We start from the raw sequence: 13,416 nt of genomic DNA, 5'->3' as shown, positions 1-13,416 counted from the left end.
GTGCCGGTTGAATCCGAAATCGTGTTGCCTGCCGTGGCAACGCCCGTCGCTGGGTCGAACGCCGTAATGTAAGTGCCATCCACAGTGAACGTGGCTGAAGGGTCTGACGTGACGTCAATAGGAGTTTGAGGGTCTGCTGCGTCATACGCATTCAACACGTAGCTGAACGTACTGTCCGAGCTGGCCGTGATAACGGCTCCATCCGGCGTCAACTCGATTCTGTCGACCGGTGGTGTGCTCCCATTAACAGTGACATTGGCTGGTGCACTGGTGTGAGAACCCAACTGTGCCATCGCGGTTTCGCCCCCAACCGTAGCCGTGTCGCCACGGACTACGTCATTTCTGACATGGCTTATCACTGAGTTATCCGCCGTGATGCCTGTTAACATCTTCGAAACGTCATAAGTGCTCTGATTGGTGGTACTCACCTCAGCGTGCGCCTTAGTGTACGCTCCTGCATTAACGGTAATGTCTGAGAGGGTAAAGGTACTCCAATCAATTTGCTCGGCAGTGACCGTGGCAACCGCAGGCACTACCTGAGCGTTCGACGGGTGTGTCCCTGAAATCGTCGTCTGACCTTCAGCAAGGGCGGTGGCCGTTCCGTCCGCCGTAATGTCCATCACAGCGGTGTCGCTACTGCCCCAAGCCGTCATACTATTGGTCACAGGCAGCGTGCTTTGGTCTGACAGGTGAGCCGTGGCTTCATAAGATACCGTGAGCCCGACCGGTGTCGAAGACACGTTAGGCGTGATTTCAATGCGGTCAATCGCTGGTAGCCCAATCACATCCACCGTCACTTCATTGGCATTGACGCCAGCAAGCGACGCGTTGATTTTTGCCCCAGTGGTTGCCATCAGACCGGTTGCTAAACCTGTGTCATCAATGCTGAGCTCTGCCGATTGCGAGCTACTCCAGTTGACTAAGTTAGTACCATCAAGAGTTTGACCATTAGACAACGTCATCTCTGCTTGGAATTGCTGAGATTTGTTTAACTGGAGCGTTAACGGTCCAGGCGGCGTCACGGATAAGCTTTGTAGTGTCGCTTGGGTCACGTGTACCGTCATTGGCGTACTGGTCACCTGATTGGTCGTGTCTTCGGCCGTAATCTCTGCATGGCCTGGACCAACTGTCGACACCACACCATTCGCCACAGTGGCAACAGCAGGGTCAGAGGTATGCCAAGTATAGGCTGATGGGTCGAGGGTATCATTGCTTGTACCATCGCTGTAGTACCCCACTAGTTTGTCCACCTGCACATCTATTCCCATCGGGGTGCTGACAGAAGTAGGCACAATGACCAAATCCGACAGCACAGCTTGTGTGACGTTTAACGTGGTTGTGTCTGTTGCTGTCCCTAAGGTTGCGGTGATGTCTGCACTGCCTGAAATTAACGTAGCAAACAAAGCGCCTTGAGCGTAAGGAGCGTTGTCGGCAACCGTGGGGGTATTGCTCACCCAAGTAGACATACTGGTGACATCAAGCTGGGTGCCGTCATTTAACGTGGCTATCACATTAAACGCCGCAGGAACCCCAAGTGGCACACTACCAGTACCTTGGCGATGAGTGACATCCAAGCTTTGAATGTTCGCTGTTGTGCCTTTGACTTCCGCTTTGGCTACTGAATTGACCACGGCGCCGTTTACAGTCGTGACCGACTCAATCGTATCGGTACCTTCGGCGATGGCTTCAGCCTCACGCCCATTAAACGCGATAACACTGCCGCCACTTTGGGTCGTAAATACCGTATCTGCGGTGACGTCACCAGTACTCCCATCGGAAAAGGAACCCATGGCTGAGTAGTCTTGAGTGCCACCGACCAAGTAGTGAGATAGAGCCGGTGTTAATACGACACGCTCCAGTGTCGCATCGGTGACGTTCACATCTTTGCTGTCTGCCTCACCCGCCAATGAGGCTTCAATCGTTGCCGCGCCTTTTTTGACGGTATGCATTTCCCCAGCTTCAGACCCACCAGTACTGATAGTAGCGACCGTATCGTCGGTTGAGCTCCATGTCACCATGCTAGTCACATCGTACGTATTACCATCCGACAATGTCGCGGTGGCGGCAAATTTCTCTGATAGCCCTAATGGAATATCCAGAGGCGTGCGAACCGGCTCAGTGATGGTCAGGTTACTGACCGTGAACGTATCGGTTGTGACTGTGACTTGCGCCGTTGCAGATAAATTGCTTGTTGGGTGATACGCGGTGAGCGTACCAGTACCTTGACTCAGTGCGATGACTTTGCCCGTCGTACCATCGATATCAAAGACGAGCGGCTCACTCGATGTCCAATCAATATCGTTGTTGTTGATGGGCATCGTCGTACCATCAGACAGAGTACCAATGATTTGAACCTCTTCAGTCAACCCCGCGGGCAAGCTGATGGCATTAGGAAATACTCGAATAGACTGGAGTGAGGCCGGCGTTACCGTGACATCCACTGTATCGTTCATACCTGAAAGCTCTGCTTTCACCGTATCCGTTCCTGAAGTCTTTGCTGTCACAATACCAGCTTCGCTCACCTCAATGGCACCATTACCGGTAGAGATTTGCCAGTCCACATTCATCGTGCCATCAATTGTATGGCTACCACCTTGTGAATCCTGATAGGTCACCATCGCTTTAAGAGGGGCTTTGCCGCCCACAATCATGGGTATTTGACCATCGGGCTGTACGTCTACCGCAGTGACCGAGGTTGGTATTACCGACGACACAAAGCCTTTTGCACTGACAGAGGTGAAATGACGATTGTGATACACCGCCTCGACATCTGCAGTGGCCGCGTTTGACATTGATGTCAACACACCCTCTTCTGAGATAGAAAAGTCAACGTCATTCCCTACGGACCACTCCACCAAATGCGTCACATCAAAATCATGCGGCACACCATCAATAAGGTAGTTGGCGTTGGCTTCATAAGGATAAGTGAAATTAATGGGCATCGTCAGCAATGAAGGCGTCAATGAAAGGCTGGTCAACTGCGCATTGACCACTTGCAATTCAACCGTGCTTGAAAAGTCATTCAAAGTTGCTTCGATGGTAACAGGACCCGCCGCAAGTGCATTCACGACCCCTTCCTCAGAGACTGTCGCGATGGACTCATCCAAACTGCGCCACGTCACTTGCTTGGAAACATCCAAACTGGCGCCTTCCACATCAAAGTAAGCGATGGCTTGTATAGATTGCTCATAGCCCACAGGGAGCGTTGTATAACGAGCCTGTGTCGTAATGGCGGTCATAGTAGCGTTATTTCCATTGCCATTTTGACCACTGTTGTCGTTTTGCCCTGATAATGCAGGGTCACCCTCACCGCCACAGGCAGTGAGTAGTATGGTTATGCACAAGAGTAACCATTGACGCCACAGCGTCCACCACGACGTACTGCCGTGGTGCTTGTGATGGTGCGAGAAGTAGTTCATATCATCCACCGTTCAATTTCGGTTAATTGTAGGTATGTTGGTTAGTCGATGTATTGCATGCATACCCATCTCATGCTAGAGAGAGGCGCGCACAAAAGGATAAATCTTTCTACATTATGACTGAAATTCGTGCTTAATGTTATGAATCATTTTAAATTATAATAATTTACCCACCTATACACATTGCACCCGGTCAGGTATGTTTTTATAACGAAAAATCAATCCCTTAAGGTAAAATTAAGGCACTAAGGGGGTGTTAATGATGTATCTTTTATTAATTTAGGGTTAATTTTAGGCTTAATTTCCCATTTAAGGATGCGGAGCTCTTTCCACTAATAAGGCCATAACTGTCACACTAATGATGATGCAGCCGAAAAACCTGCTGAATAAGATGAAAGTACTGCGTTTGAGAGGGTTTTGGTGGAATTTGCTCGTCCCGCCACGCATTTTGAAAACGCCCTGCGATAGCCTGATAACATAAAGGGCAGCATTCATGCTTGGCTGCAAAATGCGCCTTAGGCGTTTGTGAAAAGTAGTGTTGATGATGAAAACAATACAGTAAAACTGGGGTCCGGCTGTTGACGTATTTTAAGCCATCATACCCATATTTTTCTCCCCAACGTTGGCGGGATTTTGCAATAAACTGCTCTCGGGTCATCCTAGCAATCGGCATGGTTCTCTCCTTAACAAGCTTTCACAGTAAGACAGGGGTAGGATGGTGGTGCTGAACCAACCCCACATGCTTATTATAAGACCAACCTATCCATGTTAGTTCTGTAGGGTTAACTGCAGCCACTGACCCCAGCTCGTTCATCAATAAGCGATTCGCCTCTTCCATCGCCAAAGGCAGACCGACCGCTTGCTCAAACCACAATACGAAGTCGTGAGTGGAAAAATGTAACACTGGTAGCTGTCGCTCCAACATAACGGCCTTTAGGATANCCACTGACCCCAGCTCGTTCATCAATAAGCGATTCGCCTCTTCCATCGCCAAAGGCAGACCGACCGCTTGCTCAAACCACAATACGAAGTCGTGAGTGGAAAAATGTAACACTGGTAGCTGTCGCTCCAACATAACGGCCTTTAGGATAATGCATTATCAATGGCTCTATTCCGTCGAGGTTTCCCAAAGGAAATTATTGTTCATAGTGTTCGAGGTAGCCAGTATTGCTCGAAAGATTATCGAAACCTCATCACTGCTTATAATCTAAAAAAGTATGAGCAGGAAAGAGAACTTCTGGGACAATGCTTTTGTTGAGAGCTTCTTCCATTCGATGAAAGTGGAAGCGATTCAATACGAACCGATAATGACCAAAGATGAGATGCGCCAAACGGTCTTCGAGTACATAGAGATTGGTTATAATCAAAGTGAGAAGGAACAATACTCTTAGCTATCTAAGCCAAGTTAACTTTGAGCAGCAAAATGTCACTTAATGAAGAGTCCAGTCTAGCTGAAGCAGATAATCGCCCTTAAGTTATCAATTCAGAAGCTATCTTTCTCTAATTCATGCCCATGTCATAGTACCATTCATTTAGGGGCTTTAATCACATAATACCTAAGAGTAGAGCACGGTGACATGAAGAATTGTTTAAGCCCTTACAAAATCCCATCATCATTATGGCTCATTAAATATCAATAACTATTTAAAGCATAACAAAAAGCGGATAATAAATCTGAGTATACCTGCCTTATGTACTCAATATTCATAGTTTGCCCCTGCACTCATCAGGGGCCTTTTTCCAGTTCCTTAATTTCATCAATAACGGTTCTGCGGTATTTTGAATCCGTAACCACCGAACCTTGCCAACTAATTTTAACCACGCGACGACTTTTTGCATCACCATAAATTCAATTGATATCAGCCTATATGATAGTGTAAAGCTCATCACTTAGATATTCCTTTACTGTAATTGTTATCAGTATCCACCTTTCATTTGGCATGAACGTAAATTACGTAAAGGGAGCAATTCCTATCAACCACGGACATCTTCATATCAATATATAGAAATCGATATTATTTGGGCCTGATTTTGTTAATAGTTGCAATACAAGCACTGCAAAACATACACTCAGGCACACAGTACCATCAAAAACGATACTTTATACAGTCTAGCTAATGCCTATTAAATCTTGAGCTCAATTCTCACATCATGACCCTACGCATTTGTCGATTGGAGGTCATTAAAAACTACAAAAGTGACTCTCAATTACTATAGAGAGAAAACTTCAATAAATATTAATAAGGCTTTAGTAATAGAAATAACCATAAGGTTTCTATTAGAATACCAATTCCGTTAACTTTATGACTGATATGCTGAACTACAATGAATGATAGAACCGATGATTTTGATCACGACTCCGAAACTCATTACTACGAACCAATACAAAATAAAAACCGTCGAGCCAAACAGCTCACTAAGCGGAAACTGATTATAAGGAGACGTATAGAACGCCACCATGAAGAACGAGCCTTACGAGCACTATATGACGCTACTGACTCTCTTTCCTATCCGGAGTAGTAAAGCAAGTGGTATGGTGTTTTTTCACTGGTATTAGCTGCTTGATATGGCTAATTTGGTTACTCTCCATCCTTTTCTCCTTAGCTTGGGGGGTAATAAGATAAATGTAATGGTAATACAGAAGGGATCCCAATGACTGGGCTGTACACGTGAGTTAATTTCTCACAGCGTATCTTTTTCCTGTTAAAGTAGGCTTAATAAGATCGTGTAAGCTTTTAACTAAGCTTCCTCATATTTCATACGCCATAATCGTTTGATAAAAGCGTTGTTGAACAAGCCCCTTTCCTGCCATGCGGAACCGTACACCATCGTCAATTCATTTCTATGCGAACTCAGTGCTAGTAAACTGACACCTTGATCTGAGTTGAAGATATATGGCGGTTCATAGTGCTCAAGAGTTTCGATACAGAAAACTTACCCATAACACTTTACGACTATACCAGTAATAATGGTCACTAAGCACAGGAGCCCTTTAACCATTAGGATGTCGGTGATATTAATCGCGCCCAAGCTTTCTTCGGGTATGTAATTTCAACATTAGCAACAGATAGGGGGAACCTTGCATGCTTTTTTGCTAGTGTCCTTTTCAGTTGGCTCCAATACCATATCACGTATGGCCTGCTTAGGATTAACACTATGACCTTTTTGCCAATTCATTCGAATGCATCTGCTCCCCATGAATGGATACTAAAGGTGAATTTCGTCGATGATGCGGCGCAATTCCATTTCCTCAGAGAAAAGTCCGATAGACTGATAGTAAGCCGTCGAACAAGCTATATTAAGTAGTTCACATTAGTGTTTAATCAGCAATGGTGTGGATTTAACCAACGAACTTTTTCACTGGGCCCGCTTTAACGACCAAGCACTCTGTTCAACAAATTATTTTCCATGGTCAACTGCCCGATCTTGACATAAAGCTTGTCCACTTATTCATATTATCTTTGCTCACCTGACTTTCAGAAACAAAAGTCATAGCGGTATTTCTAGCAATTCCTTTTTCCATGTAGAGATTTGGTTCACGTGCAGGCTGTATTTCTGAGCAAATTCAGCAACAATTTGTCGCCTTTATTAACACCAGCTTTAAAATTCAGGAGAGTAGTTCCTAAGTTTTCTAGTCATAATCAGTTCCCGTATTTCTAGGTATTATCAAAATAAAGTCAATTATCAGACTATTCAAAGCATAAAAGGGCAATAAAAACCTCAAATCCAATGTTAAAATAGAGCTATCTTTTATATTTTATCAGTCAAAATTCGTAAATTTTCACACTTAACTAAATTCATGAAAAACTATCCATGCACATACAGCTCCCCCCTTCAAATTATCAAGTAACTTTCACTAATATCAGTATCAAAAGCACGTTTAGCAAATCACTAGACCTCGGCCAAGTGCATATTAGGCATACCCAATTTAAACCAAAAGATATTCGTATTGATCTAGGTTTTCGCAAATAATAACTTTAACGTAAGTTGTATATTTCATGTAAGGTTTATTATGGAGTTCAGAAATCCCGTTGCAGCAACTGAAGCGAATGCGTCTTCACTTAATTACTTAACGAAAAGTCTCTCTGATCCTGCAAAAGGTGTGGCCGAGTTCCGTCGATTAGTAAAAGAGTTAGGCCACTCAGTCGATGGCTATCCCGATTGGCATCCAATTTTAACCACTCCAGACAGAAAGCATGTCCATGGAGGGACTCTACAGACACTATACAAAAGACTCGATCACACAAGAATGTTTGTTAGGCGGTTTGTGACGTGCCCTTACGATTAAAACGGTGCTAACGCTCTTGTTGAGTCTGCTAATGCGCTACCTTATATTCATACTTATCGTCTCAATACGCCGTTGTACTCAGATACGGCTTATCCTGTTGTTGAAGCAACGCAAGTTGAGCTCGAAGCAGATGGGCCAATCCGCAGCCGTGATGCATTAGCTTGGTACGTACAAGATATTGTCAAGCATGCACGTTGTGCTGAAGTAGCTGAAACATGGTGGAATATGAGGAGCTGCATTTGGGGTACTCCACATGGCTCTCGTTCATCGCTGTTCGTGAATCAGTACACGGGCGGGCACATGAGAAAAATTCTCGATGCTTTAAATAACAGTGGGATGTATGGACCAATTAAAGAATGGTCTTTAGATATGCTATCTCAGAAAAAGCGAGATAAAATTGGTCAAACGCTAATTCGTATTGCGGTCAAAAATTACCAGCCTAGCAATGAACAGTTTGAGTTCGAGCTTCACGGAGAAATTTGTAAAGCAACAATCAGAAATACTTGGGATGACGGTACTGAGCTTTCTGTTAAAGTACAAATCGGTGATATTGGTGATACCGACTTATCCGTGACAGGCTTCTATTATCCAGAGCAGGACTTGTTAGAATCTTCTGATCCGAAGGGAAAACGTGCTGTTGCAGAAAAATTTTTGTGACCCAATATAAGGAGGGCGATGGAAATGCCTAAACTTCCACATGAACTCACTGACGATGAGTTGGCATCAATGTACGGTGAAGCTCAAGAAAATAGCTGGCAACGCAACAAAATGGAAGGTGAATTTCTTCGTCGGCAGTTATTGATGAGGCGTGAAGAACTAAAATGGATCCGTACCACAGCAATAACCGCCATCGTATCTTTGGTGGTTCTTGGTATATATGCGATTGTTGGTGTTGCTATTGATCTTATCCAGTGATGACATTGATTTACACCGGATGAATAAGAATGTGGGCTTGACTGGTGATTACATTCCACTCTTTCATCTCCGCGATAAAGCATCCRTGTGAGTTGATCACGGTTACGAGCTCAGGCGCTCTTTCTGACTCAATCAATAAAGAAAGGGGAGCGATTTGGTTATTGTCAGCATCAAACCCAAGCTCTATATGTTCTTCCAGCATATAGAGCACGCCCTTTTCTACTTGCTGTTGTTCATCGAATAAACGAGATTCTAGCCCTTCTTGATCATAAAGAAATACCAAGAGTGAATAGAGTTTTTCAGCCCCTGCCACTTTGGTTTGTTTAGCCTTATCATTGAGTTCATAGAGTTTTCTCTCCAAGTTGCCTCCTTTCTGGCGAGCCACATTTATCATCAATTTGATGTCCTTTTTAATTATCGTATGTTGGCGCTCTTTCAATTTCGGTTTTAAGTACTTGATGAGTAGCTCATTACGCTTTGAGGTTGGTAAATGACGCTGACTCGATGAGACGTGAATAAGAAGATAAAGTAATGCGTGGGTCACCGTAGAGTGTNGACTCAATCAATAAAGAAAGGGGAGCGATTTGGTTATTGTCAGCATCAAACCCAAGCTCTATATGTTCTTCCAGCATATAGAGCACGCCCTTTTCTACTTGCTGTTGTTCATCGAATAAACGAGATTCTAGCCCTTCCCGCTCATAAAGAAATACCAAGAGTGAATAGAGTTTTTCAGCCCCTGCCACTTTGGTTTGTTTAGCCTTATCATTGAGCTCATAGAGTTTTCTCTCCAAGTTGCCTCCTTTCTGGCGAGCCACATTTATCATCAACTTGATGCCCTTTTTAATTATCGTATGTTGGCGCTCTTTCAATTTCGGTTTTAAGTACTTGATGAGTAGCTCATTACGCTTTGAGGTTGGTAAATGACGCTGACTCGATGAGACGTGAATAAGAAGATAAAGTAATGCGTGGGTCACCGTAGAGTGTAAACAGCGATAATAATCAAAGTCTTTTCTAATTTGCATAACAACAGACAGATAAGTCAGAACCTTCAACTGATATAGAATGACTAATACCACATCACCATGCTTAGTGAACGTTGTATCTCAACACGTGAGTTACTACAGAACTCTTTTAGTATCAGCAATATAGGTCTATATCAACGGAACAAATAGCTTAATAATCAGTCAAAGTTTACCATCTTTCCATTATTCAAGAAATGCCGTCATGCAATCGCAAGAAATATTTGCCATGGAAAACGCGGTGAAATCCGCAAGAAATACAGAGAAGGTCAGGAAGATCAGTTAAGTGCGCTCGGGTTGGTCACCAATGCTGTCATCTTATGGAACTCGATTTATCTACAAGAAGCGGTGGATCATGTCAACAAGCACGAAAACGTCAATAATGAAGACATCGGACGTATATCACCTTTAATGACTCGACATATTAATATGCTGGGTCAGTATTCATTCAACGTTTCACCAAGCATTTTACAGGGGGAGAGTAGGCCGCTTTACTTAGCAAAGAAATCTTAAAATTCAAACAGAGCACACTCTTAAACAAAAAACATTTCCTCTTAGAACAAATACTTAACCCTCTTAACGTTGTTTTCTGTTCCATTGGTGCTCAAACCCCATAAACGAGATGAACATCACACAGGGGATTTTTATTGCTCTTCACCTTTTAAAGTGTGTGGAATTAGCGAAACAGCAACGGGAAGGCTCGTTATGCCTAGACTTACACGTCAATAATTGATCCACACGCTCGGAGACGGAGACTTATTGGTAGGTACTCACCTCAATCAGATTACTATCTGGATCGAGAAAGTAGATGGAGGTAATGGCACCTGTCGCACCTGATTTTTCGACTGGCCCCTCCACTATCTCAACATCTAGGCGATGTAAGTGAGTAATCACATCATTGATTGCCCAGTTGGTGATTAAACAAAGATCGCCAGAGCCTACCCGAGCATTGTTGCGAGTTTCTTGGCCTAATAGTTGAAGGTTAATTTTCTGGCGACCAAACTTCAGCGCTTTACGGCCACCAGAAAAAGTGACTTCTTCCATCAGCAATACCCGGCGATAGAAATCAACCGAAGCATCAATATTCGATACGGTAAGGACGAGGTGGTCAATATGGCTGATCATAATTATCTTTTCCTACTTAACCCGTCTTCAGTGCAAGACTAGACGAATGAACGATACACACATACTTGGCGCTTTTCACCATGAATATCCACACACCGTTCCCCTTGATACTCAATGCCCAGCTTTTGAATGACGGATTGTGAACGCTGATTATGCACTAAATGCTGTACTTCAACCTCCACAAGATTCCAGTGTTGTTTAGCATAGTCAATCAAAGCCTTTGACGCTTCATGTGCAATACCTTGGCTCCAATATGATGTACCTAGCCAATAACCCAGAATACCCACCCCTTGTTTTAAACTTGGGAAGCTGACTGCACCAATAATGTCATCACAGCCCTTATAAGTAATGGCAAATATAATGGCCGTCTTCTGCGCAAACTGGTGAGCGTGATCCTTTATCCATTCAACAGCCATGTTCGATTCATACGGATGAGGGATATTAGCCGTCATCTCCGCAATCACTTTTTCACCAGCTAAGCGGGCCACTCTCTCGCTATCTGATAGCCGAAAAGGTCTGAGGATTAATCTGCTCGTTTGTATGGAGGGTTGCATTGCGTACCTTATTTACATTGTAAAAGTTCAGCTTGATTAAAAACATATCAAGCATGAGAGGAAGGTACCAGAAATAGTCAACTTATAATGGAAAGAAAGGTAGGCAGCTAATGAACACGAACGCAGCTTACACAAATACAGCCAACGGAGTGTTGGCTGTATGGTCTAATGAATGATTCTCTCACCTTGTTTACTGTTCATTATCTGCGATAGATCAATAGTTAAAGTTAAGATCCTCAAAGCCGACTTTTGCGGTAATGAGTTCATTATAGAAAACTCTTGCCCAGAAGGAACAAGGGGAAAGCTCACACTAGCCGGCCATGTTGATGACGACTCTCTACTGTTTGATTCAGAGACTGAGAAAGTAAACGCTGGCAAACGAATCATAACACTTACCTCCAACGGGTGTTTCAGCAGGCTCCGAAGAGCCCGCTGATATTAGCGAAAGTGATTAGATCACTATTTACAGCTTGTTTTCTAGATCTTTGTCTTCAGCAAGATCAGAGACCATTGCTTCAGTCGTGATCATCAGACCCGCGACTGAGGCAGCAAACTGCAGGGCAGAGCGAGTGACTTTCGCTGGGTCAAGGATACCCATATCAATCATATTGCCATATTCACCACTTGCAGCGTTGTAGCCATAAGTCGAGTCACCGTCTTTCACTGCATTGGCGACGACAGACGCTTCATCTCCGGCATTAACAGCAATTTGACGAAGAGGTTCTTCCATAGCTCGAATGGCAACACGTATTCCCATATTTTGATCGTCATTGTCACCCTGAAGCTCAGCAAGCTCTTTTGCTATCTTGGTCAAGGCAACACCACCACCAGCAACAATGCCTTCTTCAACCGCAGCACGAGTTGCATGTAACGCGTCATCAACACGATCTTTCTTCTCTTTCATCTCAACTTCAGTTGCCGCACCGATCTTGATCACTGCGACACCACCAGAAAGCTTCGCGATACGTTGTTGAAGCTTGTCTTTATCATATTGAGAAGTGGTCGTTTCGATTTGTTTTTCAATTAATGCAACACGATCCGAAATAGCACTAGCATCAGCCGTACCACCGACAATGGTGGTCGTATCTTTCGTGATGGTCACTTTCTTCGCTGAGCCTAACTGCTCTAGCGTTGCCTTTTCTAACTCAAGCCCAATCTCTTCAGAAATCACTGTACCTGCCGTTAGAATCGCAATGTCTTCCATCATCGCTTTACGGTTATCGCCAAAACCTGGCGCTTTCACCGCTGTAGCACGAACAATGCCACGCATGTTGTTCACAACTAACGTAGCTAGCGCCTCGCCTTCAATATCTTCAGCAATAATTAATAGCGAGCGAGAGGCTTGTGAGACCGCTTCAAGGACTGGCAGCAACTCGCGAATGTTGCTGACTTTTTTGTCCACCAACAAAATATACGGATTATCGAGCTCAACTGTGCCATTGTCTTGGTTGGTAATGAAGTAAGGCGACAGGTAACCGCGATCGAACTGCATACCTTCAACCACAGACAACTCATTATCTAAGCCCTGCCCTTCTTCAACCGTAATCACACCATTACGACCTACTTTTTCCATGGCTTCTGCAATGATCTCACCAATAGCACGATCACTGTTCGCGGAAATACTGCCCACTTGAGTAATGGATTCTTTATCACTACACGGCTTAGACATTTCACGTAACTTAGCCACTGCAGATTCAGTCGCTTTATCAATACCACGCTTCAAGTCCATTGGGTTCATGCCAGAGGCAACCGCTTTCAGTCCTTCATTAATAAACGCTTGCGCCAATACAGTTGCGGTCGTGGTACCATCACCAGCTTCATCATTAGCTTTCGAAGCCACTTGCTTAACCATCTGCGCGCCCATATTTTCGAACTTATCTTCTAGTTCAATCTCTTTCGCGACAGATACGCCATCTTTAGTGATTGTCGGAGCTCCGAACGATTTATCTAAAACAACATTGCGGCCTTTAGGACCGAGCGTCACCTTCACAGCATCTGCCAGTAGGTTAACTCCCTTGAGCATTTTTTGACGTGCGTCATTTGCAAATAGTACTTCTTTTGCAGCCATGATTTATCTCCTCAAAAACTACTACCAA

General features: G+C 44.2%; 10 protein-coding genes and 3 pseudogenes. 5 read left to right on the top strand and 8 right to left on the bottom strand.

What is annotated here, in order from left to right:
- Both L1D15_RS06785 and L1D15_RS06780 read right to left on the bottom strand, forming a co-directional pair.
- The coding region (locus L1D15_RS06785; RefSeq protein ID WP_239875093.1) for an Ig-like domain-containing protein at positions 1-3,419 on the bottom strand (3,419 nt) is incomplete at its 3' end.
- Positions 3,420-3,774: 355 nt separating this feature from the next.
- Positions 3,775-4,092 (bottom strand): hypothetical protein, encoded by a 318-nt coding sequence (locus tag L1D15_RS06780; protein ID WP_239875092.1) that lies wholly within the window; start codon positions 4,090-4,092, stop codon positions 3,775-3,777.
- A 417-nt stretch (positions 4,093-4,509) separates the two neighbouring features.
- On the opposite strand from L1D15_RS06780, the pseudogene L1D15_RS06775 reads away from it, so the two are divergent.
- Positions 4,510-4,853 (top strand): annotated as a pseudogene (locus L1D15_RS06775) (IS3 family transposase); the annotation flags it as partial.
- 1,308 nt (positions 4,854-6,161) lie between these two features.
- On the opposite strand, the pseudogene L1D15_RS06770 reads toward L1D15_RS06775, so the two are convergent.
- A pseudogene (locus L1D15_RS06770) lies at positions 6,162-7,058 on the bottom strand (IS3 family transposase); the annotation flags it as partial.
- Positions 7,059-7,431: 373 nt separating this feature from the next.
- Between L1D15_RS06770 and L1D15_RS06765 the strand changes: the two are divergent.
- The 3 genes from L1D15_RS06765 to L1D15_RS06755 all read left to right on the top strand — a co-directional run bounded on the left by L1D15_RS06765 (position 7,432) and on the right by L1D15_RS06755 (position 8,622).
- Entirely contained in the window at positions 7,432-7,707 is a 276-nt protein-coding gene (locus tag L1D15_RS06765) for a hypothetical protein (protein WP_239875091.1), read from the top strand.
- Between the two features lie 72 nt (positions 7,708-7,779).
- Positions 7,780-8,364, top strand: a complete 585-nt coding sequence (locus L1D15_RS06760) for a hypothetical protein (protein WP_239875090.1) — start codon at positions 7,780-7,782, stop codon at positions 8,362-8,364.
- 18 nt (positions 8,365-8,382) lie between these two features.
- On the top strand, positions 8,383-8,622 hold the full coding sequence (locus L1D15_RS06755) for a hypothetical protein (RefSeq protein WP_239875089.1): 240 nt from the start codon (positions 8,383-8,385) through the stop codon (positions 8,620-8,622).
- A gap of 10 nt (positions 8,623-8,632) precedes the next feature.
- Here L1D15_RS06755 and L1D15_RS06750 read toward each other — a convergent pair whose 3' ends face one another.
- Together L1D15_RS06750 and L1D15_RS06745 are read right to left on the bottom strand one after the other, a co-directional pair.
- A complete protein-coding gene (locus tag L1D15_RS06750; protein ID WP_239875088.1) occupies positions 8,633-9,184 on the bottom strand; it encodes a DUF2913 family protein in 552 nt (183 codons plus the stop codon).
- On the bottom strand, positions 9,093-9,698 hold the full coding sequence (locus tag L1D15_RS06745) for a DUF2913 family protein (protein WP_239875087.1): 606 nt from the start codon (positions 9,696-9,698) through the stop codon (positions 9,093-9,095). Before L1D15_RS06745 ends, L1D15_RS06750 begins: the two co-directional genes overlap by 92 nt.
- 144 nt (positions 9,699-9,842) lie before the next feature.
- Between L1D15_RS06745 and L1D15_RS06740 the strand changes: the two are divergent.
- A pseudogene (locus tag L1D15_RS06740) lies at positions 9,843-10,154 on the top strand (Tn3 family transposase); the annotation flags it as partial.
- Between the two features lie 243 nt (positions 10,155-10,397).
- On the opposite strand, the gene L1D15_RS06735 reads toward L1D15_RS06740, so the two are convergent.
- From L1D15_RS06735 to groL, 3 genes are all read right to left on the bottom strand, one after another.
- On the bottom strand, positions 10,398-10,769 hold the full coding sequence (locus L1D15_RS06735) for a VOC family protein (RefSeq protein ID WP_239875136.1): 372 nt from the start codon (positions 10,767-10,769) through the stop codon (positions 10,398-10,400).
- 35 nt (positions 10,770-10,804) lie between these two features.
- Positions 10,805-11,320, bottom strand: coding sequence for a GNAT family N-acetyltransferase (locus tag L1D15_RS06730; RefSeq protein WP_239875086.1), 516 nt, complete (start codon positions 11,318-11,320; stop codon positions 10,805-10,807).
- A 463-nt stretch (positions 11,321-11,783) separates the two neighbouring features.
- The gene (gene groL, locus L1D15_RS06725) at positions 11,784-13,388 is read right to left on the bottom strand and encodes a chaperonin GroEL (protein ID WP_239875085.1); all 1,605 of its coding nucleotides are present in this window, start codon (positions 13,386-13,388) and stop codon (positions 11,784-11,786) included.
- Between the last annotated feature and the right edge of the window lie 28 nt (positions 13,389-13,416).

It is taken from the genome of Vibrio sp. Isolate25 (assembly GCF_022398025.1).
GTDB lineage: Bacteria > Pseudomonadota > Gammaproteobacteria > Enterobacterales > Vibrionaceae > Vibrio > Vibrio coralliilyticus_A.
The sequence above is the reverse complement of the archived record's forward strand: the minus strand, read 5'-3'. Positions and strand labels throughout refer to the sequence as shown.